The sequence below is a fragment of the Desulfocurvibacter africanus subsp. africanus DSM 2603 genome, from assembly GCF_000422545.1.
In the GTDB taxonomy this organism is placed as follows: Bacteria; Desulfobacterota; Desulfovibrionia; order Desulfovibrionales; family Desulfovibrionaceae; genus Desulfocurvibacter; species Desulfocurvibacter africanus.
Genome location: NZ_AULZ01000001.1, coordinates 229,612 through 255,651, shown reverse-complemented (window position 1 = coordinate 255,651; position 26,040 = coordinate 229,612). Strand labels below are relative to the sequence as shown.

Here is a 26,040-nt window from a genome sequence, read left to right as displayed (position 1 = left end):
CACCGAGTCGAGACGTGAGGAATCGGAGAGGGGCGCACCCTCTCCGATTCCTCACGTGGTCACGTCGCTCCGCGCGTTCTCACTGACAGTGTCGCTTCCCTCGGCATGGGTCTGCTGGGGAAAGACGATGATCTGTCCCACCTCGATGCTGTTCGGATCCAGGATCGCCGGATTGGCCGACAGTACGGCCGCCAGAGCCGTGCGATCCGCGCGGCCGTAAACCTTGCGGCAAAGGCTTACCAGGGAATCGCCCGGCGCCACGATCACCTCTTGCAGGCGTCTGTCCAGCTCCTCGCATGTCTCGCCGATGGCCGGAGGCCGCAGGACGACGACACCCGCAAAGGGCCCTGCCGTGGTTTCCATATCCGCCCAACTCGGTGAAGGCACGCCGGCCGCCCAGGGGGCCTCGAACCGCTGTACGCTGGCCGAGGCCTGGCCCAGCAGGTCTCCGGCCACGAGCTCCAGGCCGTGGACCAGGGACTGGCGAGTCCACCAGGCCAGGGCCGAGACGATCAACAGGCAGGTCGCGGCCGTGGTCAGGGTCTTGCCCATGGGCAGGCGGAGCGGAGCATGGCTGGGCATGTCGCCCACGGCCTGGCGAACCATGGCGCAGGTGACGGGAAAACAGCCGCGGGCCTCGCCCGTGGCCAGAACCGCTTCGGCGAGCATGTCCAGCAGCCTGGGCACCCCTCCGGACAGCTCGGCCAATCGGCGGCGAGCCCTGGACGTGAAGGCTTCGCCCGTACCGCTTGGCGGGCGTCCATACTTCCAGCGCACATAGGTCGCGCTTTCCCTCTGCTCCATGGGGCGCAGCACGACGCTACGGCAGAGGCCGCCCAGTGGGCTCAGCTCCGGTTCGTCGAGCTTGTCGAGAAGCTCGGGCCGGCCCAGGAGCAGCAGCTGCACGGCGCTTCGGCCCGGCTGCCACGGATTGGCCAAGTACGCGAGTGCCTTGAGGGTGCTTGGGGCAAGCAGCTCGGCGGAGTCCACCAGGAGCGCCACATCGCTGCCCAGTTCGCCGGCCATGTACAGCAGGCGCAATGTGTCCGCCGGTTTGGCGGATTGGCTGGAATCCGGGGCTATGCCCGCCGCGCGCGTCAACTCGCGCACAAGGCGGCCGAAGGACAGGTTCGCGCCGTCCACCAGCAAGACCCGTCTCCCCTCGGTGGCGTATGTCTCGGACAGGGCGCGGGCCAGGGTGCTCTTGCCTACTCCCGGCTTGCCCGTCAAACAGATGTAGCCGACCCGCTCGTGCAGACTCCGCAAGACGGAGTCCATGACCTTTCCGTGCGTCTTGCCCATGAACCATTCGCAGGCGCAGTCCGCGCCGTCGCCCTGATGCCTTTCCCGCGTCTCCAGCACGCTCCACATGACGATCCGCCCCCTCTCGAAAAGCAATGCCCCGATGCTTCGCCGCCCCCAATCTCTCCTCTTCCATCCCCTCTCCCTCACGGATGCCCTGACCTTGAGTCACCCTGGCAAGGACAGGAGGGAGCATGCTTAGTAGATTGCACAGTGGCGTGCATGTGGACAAGGATTCTTGAGCTGCGTTTCAATCATGCCGCATGCAGCCGCAGAGACGGTGCATGTCCGGGGACAGGCACGCATCAGGTCGGCGCTGCATGCGCGGAGACGAGGCCGATTGGTTCAGGAGGGATTCGCTACATGCCGTGGGAAGCGGATGTGCGTGTCAGGCCAAGCTGAAGGCGGTTTTAGCGGTGCAGGGACATGCGGCCTTGGCCGCGACGCTCGCGCAGCAGGTTTTCCAGATCGAATTTCTTGATGCGATAGCCCATCTGACGCAGGGTGATGCCCAACTCGCGGGCGGCACGGGACTGGACCCAGTTGTGGCGCTCAAGGGCCGATACTACCTCGCGCCGTTCGATCTCTTGCAAGGAGGACTGTTCCTCGTTGCGAGGCTGGGCGATATCGCTGCCGAGGAAGAAGTTGGGCGGAATGTCCTCCAGGTCCACGTGCGTATCCTCGACCATGATGGACAGTCGCTCCAGCAGGTTCTCCATCTCGCGCACATTGCCAGGCCAATCGTAGCGCAGGAGGGCCTCCAGGGCCCTGGGGCGCAGTGTCAGGCGACGGCCGTACTCGCGGTCCAGCTTGTCCAGGAAGTGGTTGATGAGCGCGGAAATGTCGTCGGCGCGCTCGCGCAGGGACGGCACGCGGATGGGAAAGACGTTGAGCCTGTAGAAAAGGTCTTCGCGGAAGTCGCCCTCGCGCACGGCTTCGGTGAGGTCGCGGTTGGTCGCGGCGATGATGCGCACGTCGACCTTACGCGTGCGCGTTGAGCCCAGGCGCTCGAACTCCCTTTCCTGTAGAAATCGCAGCAGCTTGGCCTGGATGCCCGGCGAGATCTCTCCGATTTCGTCCAGGAACAGGGAGCCCTTGTCGGCCTCCTCGATGCGGCCGGGCTTGATGTTCGTCGCGCCCGTGAAGGCGCCTTTCTCGTGGCCGAAAAGCTCGGACTCCAGCAGGTTTTCGGGGATGGCCGCGCAGTTGACCTTTATGAACGGAAAGGAATTCCGGTCGGACAGCTCGTGGATGAACTGGGCGGCCAAGGTCTTGCCCGTGCCTGATTCGCCCAACAGGAGCACCGTGGCCCTGGTGGGCGCGACTTTCTCGATCATCTGGCGCACGCGCAGCATGGACGGGCTTTTGCCCACGATGAAAAAGCGTTGGTAGTTCTTGGACAGCTTGGAGCGCAGGTTCACGTTCTCGCGCTTGAGGCGCTCCTCGCGCGCTTGGACCTGTTTCACAAGGCTGTAGAATTGCCCGATGAGCGTGGCCACGATGGTCAGGAAACGCACATCCTCCTCGAAGGATATCTCGTCGCCGAACAGGCGGTCCACGTTGAGCACGCCCACGGGCTTGTCCTGCAGAAGGATGGGCACGCCCAGGAAGGAGATGCGGTCCTTCTCCAGCTGCCTGGAGCGGGTCTTGTCCAGGAAGAGCGGCTCCTTGTGAATGTCTGGGACCACGAACGGCTTGGCCGTGGAGAAGATGCGGCCCGTGATGCCCTCGTTCAGACGGTACACGCCGCGCTGCTTTTCCTCGGCGCTCAGGCCGTGGGAAGCGCGGATGACCAGTTGGCCGTTATCGTCCAAGAGCGTGATGGTGGCCCGCTTCATGGACATGGAGTCGGAGAGGATGCGCAGCACCTCTTCCAGGGTGCGCTCCAGGTCCAGCGCGTGGCCGATGATGTTGGCTATCTCGAATAGAACCTTGAGTTCCAGGGCGCCTATGGATGTCATAACAGCTTGCTAGCAAGGAGCGTACCCTGGAGGTCAGGAGCCTGGCCTGGAACTCTCCGCCGCTGAAAATCGCCGATCAACCCTGCAAGGTATAAGTCCTTTTAGTTTGCTGGCTCGACCATTTTTCTAAATTGGTCCGATTGCGCGCAATCGCCAAATTTAACAAAAAAATAAAAATTAATGTAGCAAAATTGTCGTAACTGTGAAGAATTTACAAAATAGTCTATCACGCCCAGCTCAGAGGAGGGGCCAAACTGGCGACCTTGCTTGTTCGATAAGCCTCTACGGCTTGGGGCCCATAGTATCCGCCGCGTGGGCTCCGCGCCTGCCCATGGAGGTCGGCTTGCCCTTGGTGGTGTCCTTGCGGGTCTGCCGCTCCATCTCGGCGTTGAGCTCCGCGCCCAACAGCACCACGTAGGCCGTGAGAAACAGCCACGTGAGCAGGATGACCACCGCGCCCAGGGTGCCGTAGGTTTCGTTGTAGTTGCCGAATTGGCTTACGTACAAGGAGAAAAGCAGCGAAGCCGCGATCCAGGCCATGGTGGCTCCGGCCGAGCCCCAGCTCACCCAACGCCAGCGCGGTTCGTCGCGGTCAGGGGCATAGCGGTAAAGCACGGCCAGAGCCAGCATGCCGGCAAGAGCCAACAGCGGCCAGCGGGCGATGGACACGGTCCACATGACTGCTTCAGGCAGCCCAAGGTTGTCGAGCAGGGCGGGCATGGCCACCACGGCGGTCAGGGCCAGGATGAAGAAGACCAGCCCGCTTACGGTGAGCAACAGGGAAATGGCGTTGAGCTTGAGGAAACCTCGGCTTTCCTCCTCGCCGTAGGAGATGTTCAGGGCTTGGATGAGCCCTTTCATCCCCTTGGACGCGCTCCATAGCGCCAGCAGAAGGCCCACGGCCGCGCCCAGGCTCAGGGCGCCGCCCGCGCCGGAAACGACCTTGGACAATTGGCTCTGGATGATGGACCTGGCGTCGGCGGGCAGCACTCCGCTGATCTCGCCGATCTGGCTCTGTAATTGGGCCGGGTCGGCCAGCAGACCGTAAATGGAGATGAGCGCCGCGATGGCCGGAAACAAGGCCAGCATGGCGTAAAAGGCCACGCCTGCCGCGACCAGCGAGAGGTTGTCCTTGGACTGCTCGGCCCAGGTGCGCTTGAGGATATCCCGCCAGCCCGGCTTGGGGATCTCGCCGGGCCTGGCGGCTTCGCGGCCTCTGCCCGGCTCCTCGCGCTCGGCTTGCCGCTTCTCCGCGGCTTCCCGTTTGCTTTTGAGGCCGGGCACGCGTCGGTCGAGACGCGAAGGGTCGCGCCGGTCGGGAAACATGCTCACGCGCCGGTCGGACTGCTGCGATTCGTTCCGGCCCTGGACCTTGCCTGGGCCCTTGCGTACGGGTTCCGCCATGTGAGGCCTCCTTGCGGCCTCCTCCCCGAATCAGCATAGGCAATGAGGTAAGGCTCGTGGAAATGGGAAATTCAAGCTCAATATATAACACGGCCGCGTTCGTGTTCCATATCTACTCCACACGGCCTCGGTCGGGCGGTTCGTCCTTGCCCGCCGTTTTCCTGCCGTGCCCGGCGTGCATGCCGTCCAGGAGCCCCGGCGGCTCTTCGGCGGCGGCTTTCTCGCCAGCGATATCGGCCAGCCGCCAAGCCTCGATCCAGCCGCGTTCGGCGGCGTGCACGGCCATTTCCATGGTGTCGCGGGCCAGCACCAGTTCGCTGCCGGATTGGCGCAGATCCTCGGCCAGCCGGAGAACGCCTTGCTCGCGGACTTGATCGGGGCGGGCCAGGCGGATGTATACGGCGTGCACCCTGCCCGGATGGCGCTCCACGATTTCGGCGTATATCTCGGGGTCCAGCTGGCCGCTGTCGCCCATAAGGATGAAGGGCAGATCGTCGTACAGCTCCAGCATTGCCGTGATGAGCTTGAACTTGTGTCCCGTGGGCGAGGGCTTGGTCAGCCCCTCCTCGGACAGGCCCCAATCGCGCAGGAAGAGCACCGGCCCTACGGGAATGCCGTGCAGACCGAAGAATTCGGCCAGCAGATCGTACAGGCTCCATGGCCCGCGCGAGACGTAGAGCATTGGATTTGCCGGGTGCCCTTCACGATCCAGGTGCAAGGCGCGGTAGAAGGCCGCCAGACCGGGAAAGGGCAGGCGCGTGCGGGCGTTGTGCAGGAAAAGCGAGCGCAGCATGCGCAGGGCGCTGGTGGCATGCGTGGGTACCACCGTGTCGTCGATGTCGCTGATGACCACGTGTCTGGCATTGCCCGGCAGGGTCAGCACCTGGGCCAGGGCCTCCACTGGCCAAGGGTTGGGGCGGGGTTCCAGCAATTCCAGGGGTACGATCTGCCAGAGCAGCGGTTCCAGGGGCGCGGACGGCCGCAGGCGCAACTCGAAGAAGCCGCGATCGTTGGCCACGGTTTCTCTGCGGCAGCCCTGGAATTCGGCCGCGACACGCGCGCCGGGCACGGGCAGGCGCGACATGCCGCGCCAGGCATTGCACAGGTTCCGCCACATGCCGTCGGTTTCACGGGACGGCCGCACGTCCTTGCGCTCCACCACCCGGCCGCGCACGAGCAGTTCGCGGCTGTTGCCGTAGGTGCGATAGGCCAGGATCTGCAGCGGTCCAAGCAGGCCCAGCCGGCGCTTGAGGCCGCAGCGGACCAGGAGCAGGTAGCGGGAGGCGAGGATTGCGAAGCGGCGCAGGATCATGATCGGGGCGCTGGTTGTCGAGTTTTCAAAGGCGCGAGGCTCCATCAGCCCTCCGCAAGAGCGTTCTTGGAAACGGGAGAGTCCTTGCAGGAGGCCGGGTCCTGCGACCGTCTGTGCTCCACGGGCAGACGGATGGTCACTGTGGTGCCCTGGCCCACGGTGCTGGTTATGCGCATGGTTCCGCCGTGTTCGTGGATGATCCTGTCGGTCTTGGGCAGGCCGATGCCCACGGCCACGGCCTTGGTTGAGTAAAAGGGGTCCAGGATATAGGGCATTTCGGCCTCGGGGATGCCCCGGCCCGTGTCGGAGATCTCCAGAACCACGGCCCCATTTTCCCGCTTGGCTCCGACGCGCACCTCGCCCATTCCGCCCGGAAGGGACTCCACGGCATTATCCAGGAGCTCGGTCAAGGCCCATGTCATGAGTTCCTTGTCCACGGGGATGCATACGGGTTGCACGTCGATCTTCCAGGATACGCGGCGGGCCAGAGCCGCGGTCTTTGCTTCGCTCGCGGCGCGAGCCTCCTCCACCAATTCCGTAACCGGCGTCGGATGCAGCGCGCCCAGGCGAAGGGAGCTGTAGTCGGAAACCACGTCCGTGATGCGCTCGATGCGGCTCGCGGCTTCCAGTATACCGTCCAGATATTCCAGGTACTCGCCCTGCAGTTCGGGCTTGCGCGACAGCACGCGGGCGAAGCCGCCGATGATGGTCATGGGGTTGCGCAATTGATGGGCCACGGCCATGGTGATCTTGCGCAGGCTCTCCACGCGTTCGGTGATCTGGCGCAGCACCTCGCGGTTGGCCACCTCGGTCTCGCGCAAGGCGTCGCGGGCGATGCGCGCCTGTTCCTCGGCGAAATCCGTGCGTGTCTGGATAATCTCGATGTCGTGCTTCAAAATGCGCGACATGCGGTTCAAGGCATCCTGCATGCTCGAGATCTCGTCCTTGCCAGCGGCGGGCAGCACCACGTCCAGTTCACCGTTGGCGATGCGCACGGCGGCGCGCGTGACCTGTGAGATAGGCTGTACGATGCTGCGCGCCACGGACAGAGCCACCAAGCCCATGGCCAAGAAGGTCGTGGCAAAGCCGAGCAGGGCCACGGTCATGTGCCGCACAAAAAGCGAGTCGATTATACGCACCAGAGCGGTCTTCTCACGTTCCACATTCGCTAGGTAGACGCCTGTGCCGATCCACAGGTCCGTGTCCGGGATGATTTCAGCGTAGCCTAGCTTGGGCTCATCCTCCTGTCCGCCGGGCAAGGGAAAACGGTAGCGAACGAAACCGCCGCCTTGGCGTGCGCGCTCCTCCAACTCGCGCACCAGAAAGACGCCCTCTTTGTCGCGTATGTCGCGCATGTCCTGGCCCTGGTACTTGGGTTGCCCAGGCAAGGCCACGTTGCGTGTACCCTCGAAGACAAAGAAGTAGCCGGAACGGTCCGGCTCGAAACGCAACGGTCCGACGGCCTCACGCGCGAGGGCGTCGCGCCGGGCCGGGTTATCGACGTCATCCAGCAGGTGTCCCAGGGCCACGGCCATGGAGTGCGTGGCCACCTTGACCTTCTCCTGCTGTGCCCGGAGCATGGCCGCTCCCATCTCCTGAACGCTGGCGCGCTCGATGCGCTTAGCCGTGAAGGTGAACGCCGCCACCAGAACCAGAGCGTACGTGCAGGTCAAGGCCAGCAACAGGAAGATTCTCGATGCGATGGACAGATTGCGTAGCATGGCGCACCCTCTTTCGTGATCCCGCGACCACGGACCTACGCCAGTCTAGCATAGGCAGAGCCCGGAATCACGCATGTCGCAGCATGCTCCGAAAGTTGGCGGCGACTACGGGTTTCGGTCCGCGAAGCAAGACAGGGAGGCTCTCTCGATTCTGGCGGTTGTACTGATTAATGGGCTGAAGCGAGTTTTAGCGCAGGGGCATCGAGACATTCACATGCACCGACTGCTCTTGCAGGTTAAGCTTGCCGTGTGTGCGGATATCGCCAATGCGCAGACCGTCGCTGCTGACCCTGACGTCCTTCTCGGTCCAGCGCAGGCCAAAATCCACGCCCAGTACATCGCGGAAAAACCAGACAATGCCGCCACCGAAGTTCCAGGCAAACCTTGCCCCGGATTGATCACCGGGCGCGAGGCTGTCACTTTCGGCGTACCAGTCCAGAGGGGCGGCCCAGCCGCCGACATAGGGCATAAACGTGATGCCCGTGTTGCAGGGAAGATACGTTTGCGCAAACGACATGCTCAATGTGTCCTGATGCGGCAAAGCGTTTATGGCGGGGTGCTGCGCCCAGCCGGGCGGCAATCCGGGCAGTGCGCGAAGTTCAGGCGCGGGCGTATCGAGGAAGGTCACGGCCGCCAGGGGAATACGTAATTCCTCTCCGCCTCGGGCGATCCCGGCGTCGAGCCGCAGGCCACAATCCTGGCCTGAGCTTGGTCCAGCCTGCAAAAGCAGACCGGCGAATATGGCGAGAGCTAACAACAGCTTTGGCATGTCCACCATATCAAACCAGTATGAGACTTTCCCCTATGCAGCATCCTGCCGCCTGGTGCAGTCGCGCGCAATGAGATTTTTACGTTTTATAATGAGAGAGCGAGGGGATGCGTGCGGGCGGGGTTGCAAACTGCCGGACCGCCTACTGCTCCGGTGCGAGAAAGAAACAGGGATCAGCCGCCCTGTTCCGGGCTGCCGATCCCTGCATTGCAGATGGCTGAACGGCTTACAGCGCGGCGAGCTTGAGTCGAGAGCGGATCAGCTCCTCGTCCATGGCGTACAGGCTGTCCAGGAAGCGAACCTGCAATGTGCCGGGACCGGGCGCATCCTGGGCCGCCACCTCGCCGGCCAGACCCATGACAGCCATGGCCGTCGTCGTGGCGGCCAGGCGGCCGCCCATGTCGTCCGCACCGCCGGCGCAAGCCGCGAAGGCTCCCACCAGGGCCGTGGCCGTACAGCCCAGGCCCGTGACCTTGGTCATCATGGGGTGGCCGTTGTCCACGGCCAATACGGAACGTCCGTCGGTGATCACGTCGCGCGCGCCGCTCACGCAGACCACCGCGCCGAGCCGTTCCGCCAGGGCGCGCGCCGCATCCAGGGCCTCCTCGCTTGCGTTGGTGCTGTCCGCGCCCTTGGACGAGCCCTGCTCGCCGGCCACATACAGGATCTCCGAGGCGTTGCCGCGGATGGCGGCCAGGCGCACGCGCTTCAAAAGCTCGGCGACCACCTCGCGGCGGTAGGCCGTGGCGCCGGCGGCCACCGGGTCCAGGACCACGGGAATGCCCTTGGAGTTGGCGGCCTGACCGGCCTTGAACATGCTCTCGATGTAGCTGGAGGCTGGCGTGCCGATGTTGAGCACCACGGCATCGGCCAGGGAGGCTAGTTCACCGGCGTCATCGGGCGCATGGGTCATGGCCGGCGACGCGCCAAGAGCCAGCAGGGCGTTGGCCGTAGTGTTGGTGACCACGTTATTGGTCACGTTGAGCACCAAGGGATTCTTTTCGCGGACCCGGCACAGGTGGGCCCAGACAGTGGAAACGTCGAACATGCTGCTATTCCTCATGCTTGAAGAGAAAGGCATAAGAGCTGGGAAGGGCTTTGCCCTCCCCAGACCCCACCCACCAGGGCGTAACGACACCCTGGACCCGCGTAGTTACTTGGCGAAGCGCCAAGTGTGTGCATCATCTTTCAGCGTGCGCTGTTGAGCCGGTAATGGCCCGCCGTGCAGCGGGCTCCAGTAGCTTGCGCACGATCAAGTGCAGTATGGCGGTGAACAAAATACAACCCAAAGTCGCGCCCATGGGCAGGTCAAGCCCTCCGGCCAGCCTGTGGAAGGCGAAGCCGCCCGCGAGAGAGACCCAGGCCGCGGGGTCCCAAGACTGTTCGCGCCTGTCCTCGCGCAGCAGCCAGTAATCCGTGAGCACCACGGCGGCCAGGGGCGCGAAGACCGAGCCGATGAGGAACAGGAAGTCCATGTACAGCTCGCTGGAGAGCGCGACCGCCAGCAGTGTGCCGATCAGGGTGACGGCCACCGAGACTACGCGGCGCGAGGCCTTGGGGAAGACGTTCTGCCAGGAAACGGCCGCCGAATAGACGTCCATGAAGGTCGTGGTCACGGTGGACAGGGACATGACCAGCAGGGCCGTGACGCCCAGGCCGGCGGCCAGCAGCATGCCCGTGGGATCGGCCGAGCCCGTGGCCAGCGCGCCGAACAGACCCATGGCGTACATGGCCGTGCTGCCTAGGAAGTAGCCGAGGAACGGTGCCAGCCAGGCGGCCGTGGCCGAGCGGGCGCGGCTCGTGTAGTCGGCGATGAGTGGGAACCAGGACAGAGGCATGATCACGGCCAGTTCCAGCCCGAGCCCGAAAGTCGCCTCGGCTTTCGCTGCGCCGGCCCCGACGGGCTGACCAAGGACCACCGTGCCCAGTACCAGGGTCAGGCCGAACAGCAGGACCACGGCGACCATGTTCAGGATGCGCACGCCCCAGGCTTCGGCCACGGCCCACAGGCCCACCAGCAGGCCCAGCCCGCAGGTAGCCAGGGCCACGTCGCCCACGCCCCACAGGTGGCGCAGCAAGGCGTCAACGGCCTGGCCGCCCTGCTGGACCATGACGGCGGTCCAGCCCACGAGCTGCAGCACGTTGAGCAGCGACACGAGCCAGGAGCCCTGGCGGCCCAGGGATCGGCGGAAGGACATGATGGCCGGCAGGCGTTGGCGGTAGCCCATGAGGCCGGCCAGGACCAATAGCGCGGTACCGATAAGGTGACCGACGACGTTGGCCCACATGCCCTTGACTAGGCCCAGGTCGGCCAGGTAGCCGCCCGTGAGCAGTTCGGCCACGGACACGGCCGCGCCGAACCAGAGCAGGAACAGGCCGATGCCGGAATAGCCGGGCGATCTGCCTTCGACGGTGTTTGCCATGATGCGTTCTCCTTGCCGCGCTCGGCGGCAGGTTACGGCAGCATGGACTGGCGGATAAGGATGGAGGAATGCGGAGGAGCGCTGGCGAGGCCAGTGCGTCCGGCGATCCGAAATCCCTACGGCAGTCCGAACTGCGTCAGGTTCCATGGGTGTGATCTCAGTCCCGCTTCGGGCGGGACACCCCATTCGGATGCAACAAAAGTCTATTCAATGACCTGAAACGGCGAGCGATACCCGCCGAAGGCAGCCGTGTAGCACGCCGGATGGCGCGAGGCAACGGGCGGCTGTGAGCCGTTGCCCATGCCCCAGTATTGCGATTTTCCCGAGGCTGCCGGTTGACTCGGGCTGTCCTGGCCCTCGCCCTGCGGGCGTCGCCCAAGGTGGCGACGTCCAATAGCGCTGTCCTGCACTATTGTCATCCGGCAGCCCCGAAATACGGGGTCCAGGGCGTCGTTACGCCCTGGCGGGGAGAGGTCTGGAGAGGGGCAGCGCCCCTCTCCAGTTCTGCCTTTATCCCACCGCGCGCAGATATCTGGCCCACAACCTCGGACTCACGCGCGAGAAGCTCTCCAGGTCGGCGGTAAGCTCCAGACCGGGCACTATTGCCTTGGCCACGGGCAGGCCCACGTCCTGGCGCGTCAGGTCTAGGTAGATGGGCTCGTAGCCGTTGGCCGCCAGGACCTCTTCCAGCCGGGCCAGGTCGCGGCCGTAATCGCCGCTGGCGAAGTTGGGCAGGTCCTCGTAGCGCCGGGTGGGCAGATCCTCGGGCGCGGGCCTGCTGGCCGGGCTCTCGGGGTAGGGATAGGCCACCTCGGTCAGGGCCGAGACGAGCGCCTTGCGTCCGTCCAGGTGAGCGGCCGTGCCCTTGGCCACCGCGCCGTCCTCGCTGACCACGAAAGCGCGCAGACAGGGAATGCCGAACTCCGTGGTCACGTCCTGGAAGACCGGGTGCACGCCCTTGGCCGCGTAGCCGTCCAGGAGCGCTTTGAGCTGCGGGTCGTCGGCGGTCAGCAGGAAACAGTCCTCGGGCCGGTACAGGGCCACGCCCTCGGCGTCGCGCTCCACGCATTCCAACAGCGCCGAGAACCGCGCCTCGGTTTGCGTGTTGCCCGAAGCCAGGCCCGTAGAGCCCAGACCGCCGAAGAAGCCCTGCTCGTCCAGGTTGCAGAACAGAAACACGAACTGCGTGGGCACCAGGATATCCTTGCCCTGCCAGTCCTGGGCCTGCATCCACCACAGAGGCTGGTTCTCGTAGGGCACGTCCAGGCGCACGGCGTTGGGGACCAGGACGTGGCGACCTTGGCGCACAAGGTCGTCAAAAGTGGCCTGAACCAGCGGGTAGGGCCGGGTGTAGCCCAGGAGGCCTTCGGGCGACACCGACGTGAAGCTCGATACGCGCTCGACCATCTCCATGGCATAGGAAGCGCGCGCCGCGTCCAGGGTCAGGCCCTTGCCCCAGCTCGTCTGCAGGCCCGTGAGCCGGTAATCCAGGCGGCCGTTTTGCACCGTGCGGTCCAGTTTCCAGCGGCGCATGAGCGCAACCGGCGACAGGGACGACTGGTGGCGCAACTCGGGCTCGGCGAACACGCCCACAGATTCCAGCCGCTCGATGGCCCTGGCGTATGTCTCGGCGGCTGGCGGCCGGGGAGCGGCAGGCTGGGCGCGGGCATCGGCCCGTTCCAGCACCTCATCGATGCGCGTCCATGTGCGTTCGGCCAGCTTGGCCATGTCGGCCGAGGAAACCGGCGGCTCCTCGTCCACGTCTTTCTGGCTCGGCAGCGGCTGGTGGCTGCTGCGGTTGGCCTCGAAGGCCTCGATCCAGGCCACGTGCGTGAAGTGGTCGGGCAGCAGCTCGGAGCGGATGGCTACGTGCGAGGTCTCGGGCGCGAGGTCCTCGGGCTCGACGCCCTGGAATCGACCGCTCAGGGCCCGGTATTTGGGATAAAGGATGCAGGCTTCGTAGAGCACGGCCAGGAAGGGCCGGGGGGCATGCAGGTTCTCGCCTATGATCTGGCCCAGCTCTTCGGGTTCAAGGACCTCCACGCCTTCCAGCAGGAACTTGCGCATGAAGTCGTCGTAAGGGTGGGCCACCAGGAAGCGCGCGGCTTCGGGCAGGGGCATCTGCCGCGTGGGCTTGGTGGAGAAGAAGCCGATGCCAGCGGCGGTGGTGCGCAGGGTCAGCTCGTAATGCATTTCGTCGGGCGTCTGGCTCGTCATGCTCGCCTCGCTTGGCGTCGTCAGGGGGGTGTGTAATCATGGGCGGGCGGGAAATACGCTTGAAAACCCGCCGCCTGGAAAACTATTCTTCCATATCCCCCACGACCAGCGCAACCCAAGGAGCAGCCATGGCCCCAAAGAATTCGCTCGTGACTCAGTACCCTGCCGCCGATCCCACCGACGCCGCCCGGCATTTCCTGGCCCGCCTGAGCGTGGAGACCGATCCTTCCGACGTGCACCATGACTTGCAGCAAGGCGTGGAAACCTTCGTGGTCGTGGACGTGCGCGCTCCGGAAGCCTTTGCCAAGGGCCATGTGCCCGGCGCCGTGAGCCTGCCGCACCGGACCATCAGTTCCGAGACGACGGCCCGTCTGCCGCAGGACAAGCTGCTGGTCGTCTACGCCTGGGGACCGCACTGCAACGCGGCCCAGAAAGGCGCGGCCAAGCTGGCCGGGCTGGGTTTCCGCGTGAAGGAGATGATCGGCGGTTTTCAGTACTGGCAATCCGAGGGCTATCCGGTAGTATCCGGCTAGACCGGCATTTATAGTCGGCGATCCGCCCCGGATCGCCAGCCGGCCAAGAGGACCATCCGTGGGCGGAATGTACGAACGCATCATCATCCTGTCCGTCTTCGTGGGCTGGCAAGGCTGGCGCTACCTGGAGACCGTGCTCATGCCCGCGCCTCCCCTGGTACCCATCACCATGACCGCGGCCATGTGCACGTACATCATGCTCTGCGTGCTGGCCCTGCAGCGCATAGGCCTGGCCGTGCGAATCCTGTCGGCCATCCTGCTGCTGGTGGGCTCGGTGCAGCTCGTCGTGGCCGCCTATCGCGGCATGGGCGAGGCCAGCGCGTTCATAGGCATGCTGAGCCTGCTGGGCGCGTGGCGGTTACGGGTGGGATTACGCAACGAGGAGCAGGAACAGAAGGACGCATAGCTGTTTCCAGACCACTCGCCGCGTCCAGGCTGCCGTCCACCGGAATGAGGGTGGACATTTCCCTCCCGACGGAGGACAAATCGGCATGTTGACTGACTGTCCCACCGAGCAATCCGCCTGACGCGAGGGATGCACCCATGCTGCTTGGCATTGATGTGGGTGGCACGCACACCGACGCCGTGGTCATCGACGACACGGGCATTGCGGCCACCTACAAGGTCAAGACCGACCAGAAAAATCTGCTTCATTCCGTCCTGGCCGTGCTGGAGCGCGTGCGCGAGGAAGTCCCGGCCGGCGAGATCGAACGGCTGAACCTCTCCACGACCCTGACCACCAATGCCCTGGTGGAAGGCAAGCTGGAGGACGTGGGCGTGCTCGTGTCCGGCGGGCCGGGCCTGGACCCGGCGGACTTCATGGTCTGCCGCGACTACCATGTGCTGCCCGGCTCCACGGACCATCGCGGCACGGTGGTCCAGGAACTGGACGCTGATGATGTGGAGCGCGCGGTGCGCAAGTGCCTGGACGCCGGCGTGCGCGTGTTCGCCGCCGTGACCAAGTTTTCGCCGCGCAACCCGGCGCAGGAAACCCTGATCCGCGACGTCATCGGCAAGCGGGCCGACTTCGTGAGCCTGGGGCACGAGATGACCGGCCGGCTCAACTTTCCCCGGCGCATCGCTACGGCCTATTTCAACAGCGCGGTCTGGCGGCGTTTCAACACCTTCTGCAACGCCGTGACCGACAGCCTGGACACCTTCGGCATGTCCCCCAAGGTCAACATCCTCAAGGCCGACGGCGGCACCATTCCCCTGTCCATCGCCCGTCGCACGCCCGTGGAGTCCATCCTCTCGGGGCCGGCGGCCAGCGTCATGGGCCTGGCGGCCATGTGCGACATCGCGCTCGACTCGGTCATCCTGGACATAGGCGGCACCACCACGGACATGGCCGTGTTCGTGAATGGCGCGCCGGTCATGGAGTACGAAGGCATCCATATCGGCTCCCACGCCACGCTGGTGCGCGCCCTCAAGACGCACTCCATCGGTGTGGGCGGCGATTCGGCCATCTGGTTCAACGGCGAGGTTCGCGTGGGTCCGCAGCGCGACGGCCCGTGCATGGCCGACGGCGGCCCAAGGCCCACGCTTACGGATGCGCTCAACTTTCTGGGCAAGTCGGCTTACGGCGATTTACAGGCCTCGCGCAGAGGGCTGGACGAACTGGCTGCCAAGCTCGGGCTGACGACACAGGATTTCGCCGAGCGGGCCGTGTCCGCGGCCGTGGGCCGCATCCGCGAGGCCGTGCGCGAGATGGTCGACGAGCTTAATTCTCGGCCCGTGTACACCCTGCGCGAGCTGCTGGGCGAGCGGCGCATCGTGCCGCGCAAGGTCTACGTGGTGGGCGGCCCGGCCGAGGCCTTGGCTTCCGAGCTGTTCAAGGTCTTTTCCCTGTCCGTGAGCGTGCCGCGCAACTACGCCGTGGCCAACGCCGTGGGCGCGGCGCTTACGCGCACCACGCGTGGCATCGAGCTGTTCGCCGACACCGAGCGCCAGCAGTTGTTCGTGCCCTCGCTCGGCTACTCGCGCACGGTGGAGGAGCGCTACGGGCTCAAGGACGCCCAGCGCGACGCCACGCGCCTGCTGCTCAACTCGCTGCGCGAGGAGGGCGTCCCGGCCCGCGAGGAGAACGTGGAGATCACCCACGCATCCAGCTTCAACATGGTCAACGGCTCGCGGTTGGTGGGGCGCAATATCCGCGTCAAATGCCAGATCAAGCCGGGTATCCTGCACCGCTACAAGAACCTCGCGGGGACGCTATGCTGAAAGCGCGCAACTCCCTGGGCGTCATCTTTTTCCCGGCCTACGACTGGGCCATCAGCCCCACGCACCCCGAGCGCGAGGAGCGCCTGCTCTACACGCAGGACCAGCTCATGGAAGAGGGGCTGTTCGACATCGAGGGCATCACGGAGCACAAGCCCGACGTGGCCAGCCGCGAGGATATCGAGCGCACGCACTTCTGCTTCCCGGACGTGGACGCCGTGGCCACGCGCTCGCATATGGTTTCGGCCGGCGGGGCCATCGCCGCGGCCAGGCTGGTGCTGGAGAACCGCTGCCAGAAGGCCTTCGCCCTGGTGCGGCCGCCGGGCCACCACGCCATGAAGGTCGTGCAAGGCTCGCGCGGATTCTGCGCCGTGAACAACGAGGCCGTGATGGTTGAGTGGATTCGCGAGACATACGGCCGCAAGCGTATCGCCATCGTGGACACGGACTGCCACCATGGCGACGGCACCCAGGACGTGTACTGGAACGACCCGGACGTGCTGTTCATCTCCCTGCACCAGGACGGCCGCACCCTGTACCCCGGCACGGGTTTCCCGGCCGAGACCGGCGGCCCCAGCGCGCGCGGCCGGACCATCAACATTCCCCTGCCGCCGCGCACCGCGGACGAAGGCTACCTGTGGTGCATCGACCACGTGGTGCTGCCAATCCTGGCCGATTTCAAGCCCGACCTCATCGTCAACTCGGCGGGCCAGGACAACCACTTCACTGACCCCATCACAAACATGGCCGTGTCCGCGCGCGGCTATGCCGAACTGAACCGGCGCCTTAATCCGGATATCGCGGTGCTGGAGGGCGGCTACGCCATCCAGGGCGCGCTGCCTTACGTAAACCTGGGCATCTGCCTGGCCATGGCGGGCATGGACTACTCGCACGTGCGCGAGCCCGAGTACGACGAGCGCGCCCTGCGCCAGGACCCGCGCATCACCGAGTACATCAAGGCCCTGTGCGAAGAGCTGCCCAAGCTGTACTTCAATCCGCCCGAGCCGCCGCCGGAAAAGCGCGAGGCCCTCGTGGGCGGCTACTGGGTGCGGCACAAGAACATCTACTACGACACCGACGACATAAACGAAGCCCAGACCGAGTCCGTGCGCCAGTGCGACCACTGCCGCGGCGTGCTGCGCATCGAGACGCGCTCCACGCGCAACCCGGTGTCCGTGGGCATCGAGGCGCCTATCGGCGCGTGCGAGAAGTGTGTGGAGGCGGCCTACGGCCTGCTGGAGCAGGACCAGCTCAAGGGCGGCTACCGCTACATCCAGTTCGTGGATCGCGTGAACAGGAAGTACGAACGCTACGGATTCTGACAAAAGACCGGCAAGTGGCGGCTGGTCGAGCCGCCCGAGCAAGGCCGGGGCGGTGAAAGCGGTTGCGGGTCTGGGCAGGCTTCCGCTGATGATGGTGATGGTCGGGGCGGCTTTCCCATTGCCTATGATCCGCTGGACGGGCTAGACTGATCCGAGCCCCTTCATTCGGGGCCAGGAGACGTGTCCATGCCCCGCTTCATGCCCATTTTGGCCGCGCTCATCATCCTGGCCATGCTCGCGGACCCGGACCGACCCGCCATGACCGCGCAAGGCAACGACCGCGCGGCGATCAGCGGACTCATCTCACGCTATATCCAATGCTTCAACGCGCGCGACACGGAGTGCCTCCTTGATTTGTATGCCGATCATGCTCGCATCAAGGTGGATGACCTCTCCGAGGATGAGTGGGTCAGCGTGGACAGGTACGCCGCCAGGCTTCAGAAAAAGCTGGACGACTACGAGGAGCGCGGCGCGCGCATCACGAGCCACGACATCGAGGAGCTGAGAATGTCTGATCGGCGCGCCGAAATCGTGATTTCCGTCACGGCCGAGCAAAGCATCTTCTCCAAGAGCTTTTCGGGTTCCTTCGGCCTGGCCAAGACGATCCGGGGCTGGCGCATCATCCGCGACGAGTTCTGAAAGAAAACCCCGCCAGGTGCGTACTCCAGGCGGGGCTTCATGACATTCTAGATAGAGACTGGCGCTTGCCCTTAAATTCGCGCCATGGCCCGCCGTGATCCGGGCTGCTCAGGCCGTGCGATGGACAACGGTCCCGCGCAATTGGGTCTGGCGCTCGGGCTCCAGGTCGAGGACCTCCTCGCCTTGCCGTGTATAGGGCATGATCACCGGATGATGGACCGAGTCGTTCAGGCGCTGGATGGCCCGCTTCAAGCGCTGCACGCCTTCCAGGGCTGTATTGAGGTAGGCGACCTTCTGCTCGACCTTGAGGGACGAGAGCAGGTAATGGAAGGCCGGGTTGTGTTCCAGCGCCTCGGCATCGGCTAGGCCAAGGCCGAACTCCTTCTTGAACTCGTCCAGTTCCTCGGCCACGATCTCCACATTGTTCTTGATGATGCCGAGTACATTGTTGCCAACGTGGGCCATGCCTCCGGCCGCTTTGGCCAGGGCGTCCTGGCCGGCTTCCAGGCGACGTTCCACGGTGAGCGAGACAATCTTGGCGCAGTCGTCCAGGAAGCCCGACTCGTAGCGCCGGAAATAGCCTTCCCGCCGGTCGTAGAGCATGATCAGACCGAAGGCCTTGTGCGAAGCGTCGCGCAAGATGAAGGACAGACGCGAGCGGTAGCCTTCCTGGTAGGGCGTGCAGTCCAGGGATTCGCCGCCTGCCTCGGAGCCGCGCAGGTTGTTGGACATGATGAAGGCCTTGTCGCCGTCATGGCCCAGGACGGCGCGCATGACCGGATGGTGCGGATGCGTCTCCTCCATGTAGCGCACGAAGACCGGCGTGGCCTGCCCCCTGGCCGTGTCGGCCGCGATGTTCTCCCAGCTTCCGTCCGGCTGGCGCAGCCGGCAGACGTACAGGTCCGCGCCCAGTTCGCGCATGAGGATGCCGGCGCTTTCCTCCAGGATATCGTGGCCCGTGGGGAATTCATGTCCCGCGTTGACGAGCTCGTACATTATTTCGATCATCAGCAGGCTGTGCTCGTGCAGGCGCTTGAGCTGGGCGCAACGTTTCTCCAGGCGCTTGGCGCTGGGCAGGCCCGAACTCGCTTCGCCGGACAGGCTCACGGAGGTCAGCAGGGCCAGCAGCGAGGGCCAGTCGGACACTGGCACGTCTCTTTCCGCGGCGGCCAGTTCGGGGCGACGGAAATCAAGACTGGCTCTGGCGAGAGCAAAGAGCCCCAGAATGGAGCCTTGAACTTCCCTGGGCGCCGCTGCAAAGAGTTCCAGAATCCGCTGGCGGACGGATTCACGTTTGGCGAGGGCCCCAGGGGGCAGAGCATTGTGGGTAGACGGCAGATACGGCATAGGATATGTTAACAAATTAGCTTTTTTGAGGGATTAAAGGGCGTGGAATAATGCAGGATTATCCCGACCATGGCAAGATGATAATTCGTCATGGCCGCTTTGACCAGGGTTGAAATTCCTGAACCTGCCTGGTTGACTTCCTTTTCTATATTCCTTAACAATCACCGTCTTGCTTTTTAGGGCCTGACTCGCTTCCATGAGGATTTCGGCCAACCCGTTCGCGAAGCGGCACCGGAAAGCATGTAAGGGTTGGATTGGGGCAGGGGAAACAGCCCTTTCGGAGTATCCCATCCCCTGGCCGCCGGAGGCAAATTTTGTTCGAAAGCCTGAGCGACCGCCTAGAGTCCGTATTCAAGCGCTTCAAGGGTCAGGGCCGCCTGACCGAGGAGAATATCCAGGAAGGCTTGCGCGAAGTGCGTCTTGCGCTCCTGGAGGCGGACGTCAACTTCAAGGTCGTCAAGCAGTTCGTGGACCGGGTGCGCGAAAAGGCGCTCGGTCAGGACGTGCAGGGCAGCCTGACGCCTGGGCAACAGGTGGTCAAGGTTGTCCATGACGAGCTCGTGGAGCTTCTGGGCGGCAAGACCTCGGCCTTCGACGTCAAGGGCTCTAAGCCCCTGACTGTCATGATGGTCGGCCTGCAGGGTTCGGGCAAAACCACCTCGGCCGGCAAGCTGGCGCTGTATCTGCGGCGCGAGCACAAGATGAAGCCGTTCCTGGTCCCGGCCGACGTGTATCGTCCCGCGGCCATCGACCAGTTGACCAAGCTCGGCGCGCAGATCGACGTGCCGGTATATCCGTCCAGCACGGACATGAACCCGGTGGACATCTGCCGGGACGCCCTCCAGGTCGCCAAGGACAAGGGCTACGACCTCGTGCTCTTCGATACCGCGGGCCGCCTGCATATCGACGAGCGGCTCATGGAGGAGTTGGCCAACATCAAGGCCGCCGTGAGCCCGCGCGAGATCCTGTTCGTGGCCGACGCCATGACCGGCCAGGATGCCGTGAACGTGGCCCAGAGCTTCGACGCCAAACTCGAAATCTCGGGCGTGGTGCTGACCAAGATGGATGGCGACGCCCGCGGCGGCGCGGCCCTGTCCATCAAGAGCGTCACGGGCAAGTCGGTCAAGTTCGTGGGCATGGGCGAGAAGCTCTCCGAAATGGAGGTCTTCCACCCGGATCGCATCGCCTCGCGCATCCTCGGCATGGGCGATGTGCTCACGCTCATCGAGAAGGCCCAGGGCGAGTTCAGCGAGGACGAGGCCCAGGAACTGGGCAAGAAGTTCCAGAAGGCGTCCTTCGACTTCGAGGACTTCCGCACCCAGATGCGCCGGCTCAAGAAGCTCGGCTCCCTGGAGGGTCTGCTCAAGCTGATTCCCGGCATGGGCAAACTCACCAAGCAGTTGGGCGAGATGAGCGTGCATGAGAAGGAGATGAAGCGGGTAGAGGCGATCATCAGCTCCATGACCATGGAGGAGCGCCGCAAGCCCGAAGTGCTCAACGTCAGCCGTCGCAGGCGCATCGCGGCTGGCTCGGGCACCAGCCTGGAGCAGGTCAACCAGCTGGTGAAGAATTTCGACCAGATGCGCAAGATGATGCAGCAGGTTATGGGCGGCAAGGCGCCCAAAGGCGGCATGCCCCAGATGCCAAAGATGCCTGGCGGGCGCGGCCTGCCTCCGGGCATGCGCATGCCCAAAATGCCTGCTGGCATGGACGGATTCCCCGGTATGCCGGGTATGCCCGGAATGCCGGGCATGGAAGGTGAAGGCGCCAAGGCCCTGCCCAAGTCGGCCTTTACCAAAAAGAAGAAGAACGATCGGAAGAAACGCAAGAAGAAGCGATAGTGACTTTCTCTTGCCATTTTTCAAGCCACCAGAATAGACTCCAATAGTACGGGGGTAAGACGTATGGCTCTCAAGCTCAGACTGACCCGCATGGGTTCCAAGAAGCGTCCTTTCTACCGCATCGTGGCCGTGGATAGCGCCACGCGCCGCGACGGCCGCGCTCTGGACTTCGTGGGACACTATAATCCCATGGTTGACCCGGCGGAAATCACGATTAATAAAGAAAAAGTGCAGAAGTGGATGGACCGGGGCGCGCAGCCTTCGGACACCGTGCGCGCCCTGCTCCGCAAGGCAGGAGAGTAGGCGCGGCGTCCCACCCCCGAGCAGATCAGAAAGCGCCCCGGATTGTCGCCGCTCGCGTGACAGCTGAACCGACCTGTTGGAGGGTAGCATGCTGAAAGATCTCGTCGAGTATATCGCCAGATCGCTGGTTGATAATCCGGATGAAGTGAGCGTTCACGAAATCGAGGGTGAGCAGACCTCCGTCATCGAACTTAAGGTGGCCAAAGAAGATCTCGGCAAGGTCATCGGCAAGCAGGGCAGGACCGCCCGCGCCATGCGCACCATTCTGGGCGCGGCGTCCACCAAGGCCAGGAAGCGCTCGGTTCTCGAGATCCTGGAATAAGCTCGCACGGCCTCGCCGTAAGGATATCCCATGCCTGATACCGAATGGGTTCTGATCGGCGAGGTGGCCAAGTCGCACGGACTCAAGGGGGAGTTTAGCGTAAAGTATTACGCTGACTCCCCCTTGCTATTGGATGAAGTGGGTCACGTCTGGCTTTCTACCGCCGGCGGCAGGCCGAAGCGTTTCCAGATTCGCGCTTGGCGCGGACACCAGGATCGTGTGCTGCTCTGGCTCACGGGCATAGATGGGCGCGACCAGGCCGACGCTTGGCGCGGAGCCGAGGTGCTGCTCAAGGAATCCGAGCTGCCCGCGCCCGAGGAAGGCGGAGTCTACCTGCACGACCTGCAGGGACTGACCGTGCTTCTGGAAGACGGCAGCCGCCTGGGCACCATCACCGATTTCATTCTCGAACCTCAGGAGTTGTGGTCCATCACCACGGACAAGGGCGAGGAAGTCCTCTTCCCGGCCGTCCCGGAACTGGTCCCGAACATCGATCTGGAAGCCGGCACAGTGACTATCGCCCCACCGCCAGGGTTGCTGGACCTGTACCTGAAGAAGGAAGAGGCTGACGGTTGAATCCTGTTGCTCCGAGACAACAGCGAATAACAGTCCCTCGGCTTCATCTGCAGGGAACCGCCAGCGGACCTATAAGGCCAGGGAGACCAGGGACGTCGGTGCGGGACAGGGAAGATGCAGGTCAGGCTATATTGCGCCGGAAGCAATGCGCATCTTCGCGAAAACGATGAAGATGTTCGTCGCCTTATCGATCGTCGAAAACGACTTGGGCGCAATGGTTATTACATCGTAGTACCTGCCGTCTTCTGGATGCCCCTCCGGATAAATACTGCCCGAAGCGGTATAGCGCCCGTCCTCCGTTTTATACGGAGTGGGATCTATGATATAATCCAAGTGCTTGAAAGCTTTTTTCATTCTTACTCCTATAACACTATAACTATCGCATGACTTCTGACAAAAGTCCATTTACTGTTTCCGATTTTTCCGCGTAGCCAGTGTCCTCTCTAGAGCAGATTGCGTTTTACAACGCCCGCTCCGGCGTTGACGGCGCAAGTGAATTGCGCCTACGCCTACGTGGCGGCAAGCCATGCCGACGCATGGCTTGCAGAGCATTTTTAAAAGCAAATGCTCCAGTCGGCTGCCGGCACTTCTCGAGTAATATCGCTTTCTGGTGCGCCGAACGGCTTGTTTTGAGTACTTACTTGAGATAGTCCCTGTAGCGCGTTGAGAGCTGCCCTGTTCTTGGCAAACTGTTGGAGAGAGTCGTTTTGACTATTTTCAATTTCATAATGGTTGAGCAATGCTCCATCATTGTTCGCGGCTGCTTCGCAACCGGCGAGCCAACAAGGCCCGCACAGCCTGTTTGTTGACGGATTGCCAAGCGGTCGTTTTCCTCAAAGCCTGCTCGCCGTTTGACCGGTTGTGCCCAAGGACCAGAAGTGCATTTTACAGTCATCACCCTCTTCCCCGAGTTCTTCGACTCGCCGCTCACCACCGCGCTCATGGGCAAGGCCCGCGAGCAGGGCATAGTGTCGTTCTCCCTGGTGAATCCCCGCGACTTCGCCACTGACCGCCATCGCACCGTGGACGACCGGCCTTACGGCGGCGGGCCGGGCATGGTCATGATGCTCGCCCCTCTGGAACGGGCCATGGAGTCCGTGCAGTCCTCCGGCGGCACCGGCCGCGTGCTCATGCTCTCGCCACGCGGGCGTCCACTGAATCAGGCACTGGCCCGCGAACTGGCAGGCGAAGAACGGTTGACGCTCCTGTGCGGGCGTTATGAGGGTATCGACGCTCGGCTGGCAGAGCTGCACCCCATCGAGGAAGTCTCTGTCGGCGACTATGTGCTCAGCGGAGGCGAGGCAGGGGCCGTGTGCCTGCTGGAGGCCGTGGCGCGGCTGCTGCCCGGCTTCATGGGACACGAGGGCTCGGGCGAGGAGGAAAGCTTTTCGGCCGGCCTGCTGGAATACCCGCACTACACGCGACCCGAGGAATACAAGGGATTGCGCGTGCCGGAGATCCTGCTCTCCGGCGACCACGCGCGCATCGCGGCCTGGCGTCGTCAGCAATCCCTGGAGACCACGCTGGCCGTGCGGCCGGAGCTTCTGGCCGAGACGCCGCTGGACGGCGAGGATGTGGCCTATCTGCGCGGCAAACCCAGGCAGCGCCTTGGTCGGGGCTTGTTTGTAGCCTTGGTGCACTACCCGGTGCTGGACAAGTCGGGAAGAATAACAGCAGTCTCTTTGACAAACCTGGATGTTCACGATATAAGCCGCGTTTCCCGCACGTATGGTGCAGCCGGTCTTTATCTGGTCACGCCGCTTCGGGACCAGCAGGAGATGGCCGAGTCGGTTCTCGGCCATTGGGTGGGCGGCCCCGGAGGTCGGTCCAACCCAGATCGCCAGGAGGCCCTGCGACTGGCATGCGTGCGCGAGAGTCTGGAGGCATCCGTGGCGGACATCGAGATCCGCACGGGCCGTAAGCCTCGGGTTGTGGCCACCAGCGCGGCTTTGCCCCGCAAGGGCAAAGGCAGGCAAAAGCTGGCGAGGGTGCAACAACTCGCGGCCGACGACGTGCGTCGCTGGCTTGCCGAAGGGCCCGTGTTGCTGATATTCGGCACCAGCCACGGCTTGGCGCCCCAGGTGTTGAGCGAAGCGGACGGAATGCTGCGGCCCATCCGCTGCCTGGACGAGTACAACCATCTGCCTGTACGGTCGGCGGTGGCAATTTGTCTGGACCGATTGCTGGCGGATTACTGGTAGGAAGAACAACCGGCCCTGACCGGAGCGTTATTTTATAAGGAGAGAGCCATGGACCTCATCAAGAACATCGAGCGCGAGCACCTGCGCCTGGACCTGCCTCAGTTCAAGGCGGGCGATACCGTCAAGGTCTACCTGCGCATCATCGAAGGCGAGAAAGAGCGCATTCAGGTTTTCCAGGGTAACGTGATCCGCATGCGCAAGGGCACCACCGACTCCACCTTCACGGTGCGCAAGGTGTCCGACGGCGTTGGCGTGGAGCGCATCATCCCCACGCATTCGCCCTTCATTGAGCGCATCGAAGTGATCACCGAAGGCAACGTGCGCCGCAGCCGCCTCTACTACCTGCGCAATCTGCGCGGCAAGGCTGCCCGCATCAAGACCAAGCGCACCACTGCCGAAGCCTAGAGCAGAGCGTCTTTCCGGGGGAGCCTGTGGGCTCCCCCTTTTCTGTCTGCGCATTAGGAGGACGCGTGCCGCCGTTGGTGTCAGCCGACAAGGCCGGACGCGTTGCCGGCGTTGACGAGGCGGGACGGGGATGCCTGGCCGGCCCCGTTGTCGCAGCCGCCGTTGTTTTGTCTGCCTACGTCAAGCTGCCCGGCTTGGCGGATTCCAAACTGCTTTCCCCAACTGAACGCGCCCGCCTGGAGCCGCTTATCAAGACGCGCGCCCTGGCCTGGGCAGTCGGCGTATCCTGGCCTCCCGAGATAGACGAGCGCAATGTCCTCAGAGCGACACTCCTGGCCATGAGCCGTGCCGTGCGCGCCCTCAAGCTTTCCCCTGAAGAACTCCTCGTGGACGGCAACCAGTGCATTCCCGAAGGCCTCGTGGGCTTCATTCCCCAGCGGGCCATCGTGGACGGCGACCGCCTCGTTCGCTGCATTTCCGCCGCCAGCGTGCTGGCCAAGACCTTTCGCGACCGCCTCATGGGCAAGCTGGAAAGGCTGTATCCCGGCTACGGCTTCGCCCGCCATAAGGGCTATGGCACTCGCGAGCATTTGCAGGCCTTGGTCGAACTCGGGCCCAGCCGCATGCACCGCCTGACTTTTCGCGGCGTGAAACCCGAGTCGGCGGACGCCGGTGAGCATCTGTGCCTGCCGGGTCTGTAGGAATCCCCGCGCATCTGGCCCTGGGCCAAGCCGGCGAGGATGCGGCCGCGGACCTGCTGCGGCGGTCCGGTTTCCGCATCCTGGAGCGCAACTGGCGTTCGCGCGGCCTTGAGCTGGACATCGTCTGCGAACAGGGCGACACGCTCGTGTTCGTGGAGGTCAAGACGCGCAAGGCCGAAGGCCTGGCCAACCCCGAGGATGCCCTGACTCCGGCCAAGCGCCGCAAGCTGTCCAAAGCCATCGGCCTGTACCTGAGCGCGCGCGATCTGTGGGACCGCTCCTGTCGCGTGGACCTCGTGAGCGTTGTGCACGGCCCAAGAGGCCTGTCGGCCACGCGGCACGAGGATGTGCTCGACTTCAGCCAGGATGCCTCGGGCGCGGCCTGGCAGCCCTGGTAAGGATAAAGGCGAAAGGCATAAGAGCTGGGAAGGGCTTTGCCTGCCAGAGCGGCTCGCTCCTCCCCAGACCCCCCCACCAGGGGCCTTTCAAGACGAGGGGACGCCCTGGACCCGCGAGTTTTTGGC

The 26,040-nt window shown here is 64.0% G+C and carries 24 protein-coding genes and 1 riboswitch; of the genes, 13 read left to right on the top strand and 11 right to left on the bottom strand.

The window, feature by feature from the left end; all coding sequences use genetic code 11:
• Positions 1 to 51: 51 nt before the first annotated feature.
• From H585_RS0101120 to H585_RS0101080, 9 genes are all read right to left on the bottom strand, one after another.
• The gene (locus H585_RS0101120; RefSeq protein ID WP_027366410.1) at positions 52 to 1,371 is read right to left on the bottom strand and encodes an AAA family ATPase; all 1,320 of its coding nucleotides are present in this window, start codon (positions 1,369 to 1,371) and stop codon (positions 52 to 54) included.
• Between the two features lie 341 nt (positions 1,372 to 1,712).
• On the bottom strand, positions 1,713 to 3,263 hold the full coding sequence (locus H585_RS0101115) for a sigma-54-dependent Fis family transcriptional regulator (protein ID WP_005988576.1): 1,551 nt from the start codon (positions 3,261 to 3,263) through the stop codon (positions 1,713 to 1,715).
• Between the two features lie 282 nt (positions 3,264 to 3,545).
• A complete protein-coding gene (locus H585_RS0101110; protein WP_027366409.1) occupies positions 3,546 to 4,667 on the bottom strand; it encodes a YihY/virulence factor BrkB family protein in 1,122 nt (373 codons plus the stop codon).
• Positions 4,668 to 4,779: 112 nt separating this feature from the next.
• Positions 4,780 to 6,024, bottom strand: coding sequence for an App1 family protein (locus H585_RS0101105; RefSeq protein WP_027366408.1), 1,245 nt, complete (start codon positions 6,022 to 6,024; stop codon positions 4,780 to 4,782).
• Positions 6,024 to 7,700, bottom strand: a complete 1,677-nt coding sequence (locus H585_RS0101100; RefSeq protein ID WP_027366407.1) for an ATP-binding protein — start codon at positions 7,698 to 7,700, stop codon at positions 6,024 to 6,026. The genes H585_RS0101105 and H585_RS0101100 overlap by 1 nt, the downstream gene beginning before the upstream one ends.
• A 187-nt stretch (positions 7,701 to 7,887) precedes the next feature.
• Positions 7,888 to 8,469 (bottom strand): hypothetical protein, encoded by a 582-nt coding sequence (locus H585_RS0101095; RefSeq protein WP_244432448.1) that lies wholly within the window; start codon positions 8,467 to 8,469, stop codon positions 7,888 to 7,890.
• Between the two features lie 226 nt (positions 8,470 to 8,695).
• Positions 8,696 to 9,517 carry a hydroxyethylthiazole kinase gene (thiM, locus tag H585_RS0101090; protein ID WP_027366405.1) on the bottom strand — a complete coding sequence of 274 codons (822 nt, stop codon included), beginning with the start codon at positions 9,515 to 9,517 and terminating at the stop codon, positions 8,696 to 8,698.
• Positions 9,518 to 9,650: 133 nt separating this feature from the next.
• Entirely contained in the window at positions 9,651 to 10,892 is a 1,242-nt protein-coding gene (gene cytX, locus H585_RS0101085) for a putative hydroxymethylpyrimidine transporter CytX (RefSeq protein ID WP_027366404.1), read from the bottom strand.
• Between the two features lie 95 nt (positions 10,893 to 10,987).
• A riboswitch (TPP riboswitch) is annotated at positions 10,988 to 11,087 on the bottom strand.
• Positions 11,088 to 11,402: 315 nt separating this feature from the next.
• On the bottom strand, positions 11,403 to 13,109 hold the full coding sequence (locus tag H585_RS0101080; protein WP_027366403.1) for a YcaO-like family protein: 1,707 nt from the start codon (positions 13,107 to 13,109) through the stop codon (positions 11,403 to 11,405).
• A gap of 128 nt (positions 13,110 to 13,237) precedes the next feature.
• Here H585_RS0101080 and H585_RS0101075 point away from each other — a divergent pair, with 128 nt between their 5' ends.
• The 5 genes from H585_RS0101075 (at position 13,238) to H585_RS0101055 (ending at position 17,820) form a co-directional block, all read left to right on the top strand.
• Positions 13,238 to 13,642, top strand: a complete 405-nt coding sequence (locus tag H585_RS0101075; RefSeq protein ID WP_027366402.1) for a rhodanese-like domain-containing protein — start codon at positions 13,238 to 13,240, stop codon at positions 13,640 to 13,642.
• A gap of 67 nt (positions 13,643 to 13,709) precedes the next feature.
• Positions 13,710 to 14,048, top strand: coding sequence for a hypothetical protein (locus H585_RS0101070; RefSeq protein ID WP_237707732.1), 339 nt, complete (start codon positions 13,710 to 13,712; stop codon positions 14,046 to 14,048).
• A gap of 137 nt (positions 14,049 to 14,185) precedes the next feature.
• Positions 14,186 to 15,862 carry a hydantoinase/oxoprolinase family protein gene (locus H585_RS0101065; RefSeq protein ID WP_027366401.1) on the top strand — a complete coding sequence of 559 codons (1,677 nt, stop codon included), beginning with the start codon at positions 14,186 to 14,188 and terminating at the stop codon, positions 15,860 to 15,862.
• Complete coding sequence (locus tag H585_RS0101060; RefSeq protein ID WP_027366400.1) at positions 15,856 to 17,181, top strand: histone deacetylase family protein; 1,326 nt, start codon at positions 15,856 to 15,858, stop codon at positions 17,179 to 17,181. Before H585_RS0101065 ends, H585_RS0101060 begins: the two co-directional genes overlap by 7 nt.
• Positions 17,182 to 17,367: 186 nt before the next feature.
• Entirely contained in the window at positions 17,368 to 17,820 is a 453-nt protein-coding gene (locus H585_RS0101055; RefSeq protein WP_027366399.1) for a nuclear transport factor 2 family protein, read from the top strand.
• Between the two features lie 108 nt (positions 17,821 to 17,928).
• On the opposite strand, the gene H585_RS0101050 is transcribed toward H585_RS0101055, so the two are convergent.
• Complete coding sequence (locus H585_RS0101050) at positions 17,929 to 18,972, bottom strand: hypothetical protein (RefSeq protein ID WP_237707668.1); 1,044 nt, start codon at positions 18,970 to 18,972, stop codon at positions 17,929 to 17,931.
• Positions 18,973 to 19,481: 509 nt separating this feature from the next.
• Here H585_RS0101050 and ffh point away from each other — a divergent pair.
• The 4 genes from ffh to rimM all read left to right on the top strand — a co-directional run bounded on the left by ffh (position 19,482) and on the right by rimM (position 22,209).
• Entirely contained in the window at positions 19,482 to 21,008 is a 1,527-nt protein-coding gene (gene ffh, locus H585_RS0101045) for a signal recognition particle protein (RefSeq protein WP_027366398.1), read from the top strand.
• A gap of 63 nt (positions 21,009 to 21,071) precedes the next feature.
• Positions 21,072 to 21,311, top strand: coding sequence for a 30S ribosomal protein S16 (gene rpsP, locus H585_RS0101040; RefSeq protein WP_005988547.1), 240 nt, complete (start codon positions 21,072 to 21,074; stop codon positions 21,309 to 21,311).
• 88 nt (positions 21,312 to 21,399) lie between these two features.
• Positions 21,400 to 21,633 carry a KH domain-containing protein gene (locus tag H585_RS0101035; protein ID WP_005988544.1) on the top strand — a complete coding sequence of 78 codons (234 nt, stop codon included), beginning with the start codon at positions 21,400 to 21,402 and terminating at the stop codon, positions 21,631 to 21,633.
• 30 nt (positions 21,634 to 21,663) lie between these two features.
• Positions 21,664 to 22,209, top strand: a complete 546-nt coding sequence (rimM, locus tag H585_RS0101030) for a ribosome maturation factor RimM (RefSeq protein WP_027366397.1) — start codon at positions 21,664 to 21,666, stop codon at positions 22,207 to 22,209.
• Positions 22,210 to 22,335: 126 nt separating this feature from the next.
• Here the strand turns inward: rimM and H585_RS0101025 are convergent, their stop codons facing one another.
• The gene (locus tag H585_RS0101025; protein ID WP_005988537.1) at positions 22,336 to 22,563 is read right to left on the bottom strand and encodes a hypothetical protein; all 228 of its coding nucleotides are present in this window, start codon (positions 22,561 to 22,563) and stop codon (positions 22,336 to 22,338) included.
• Between the two features lie 524 nt (positions 22,564 to 23,087).
• Here H585_RS0101025 and trmD point away from each other — a divergent pair.
• From trmD to H585_RS0101005, 4 genes are all read left to right on the top strand, one after another.
• Complete coding sequence (trmD, locus tag H585_RS0101020; protein ID WP_027366396.1) at positions 23,088 to 24,410, top strand: tRNA (guanosine(37)-N1)-methyltransferase TrmD; 1,323 nt, start codon at positions 23,088 to 23,090, stop codon at positions 24,408 to 24,410.
• A 48-nt stretch (positions 24,411 to 24,458) separates the two neighbouring features.
• Positions 24,459 to 24,815 (top strand): 50S ribosomal protein L19, encoded by a 357-nt coding sequence (rplS, locus tag H585_RS0101015; RefSeq protein WP_005988533.1) that lies wholly within the window; start codon positions 24,459 to 24,461, stop codon positions 24,813 to 24,815.
• Positions 24,816 to 24,880: 65 nt separating this feature from the next.
• The gene (locus H585_RS0101010; RefSeq protein ID WP_034626865.1) at positions 24,881 to 25,516 is read left to right on the top strand and encodes a ribonuclease HII; all 636 of its coding nucleotides are present in this window, start codon (positions 24,881 to 24,883) and stop codon (positions 25,514 to 25,516) included.
• On the top strand, positions 25,498 to 25,914 hold the full coding sequence (locus tag H585_RS0101005; protein ID WP_027366394.1) for a YraN family protein: 417 nt from the start codon (positions 25,498 to 25,500) through the stop codon (positions 25,912 to 25,914). Before H585_RS0101010 ends, H585_RS0101005 begins: the two co-directional genes overlap by 19 nt.
• Positions 25,915 to 26,040: the final 126 nt, after the last annotated feature.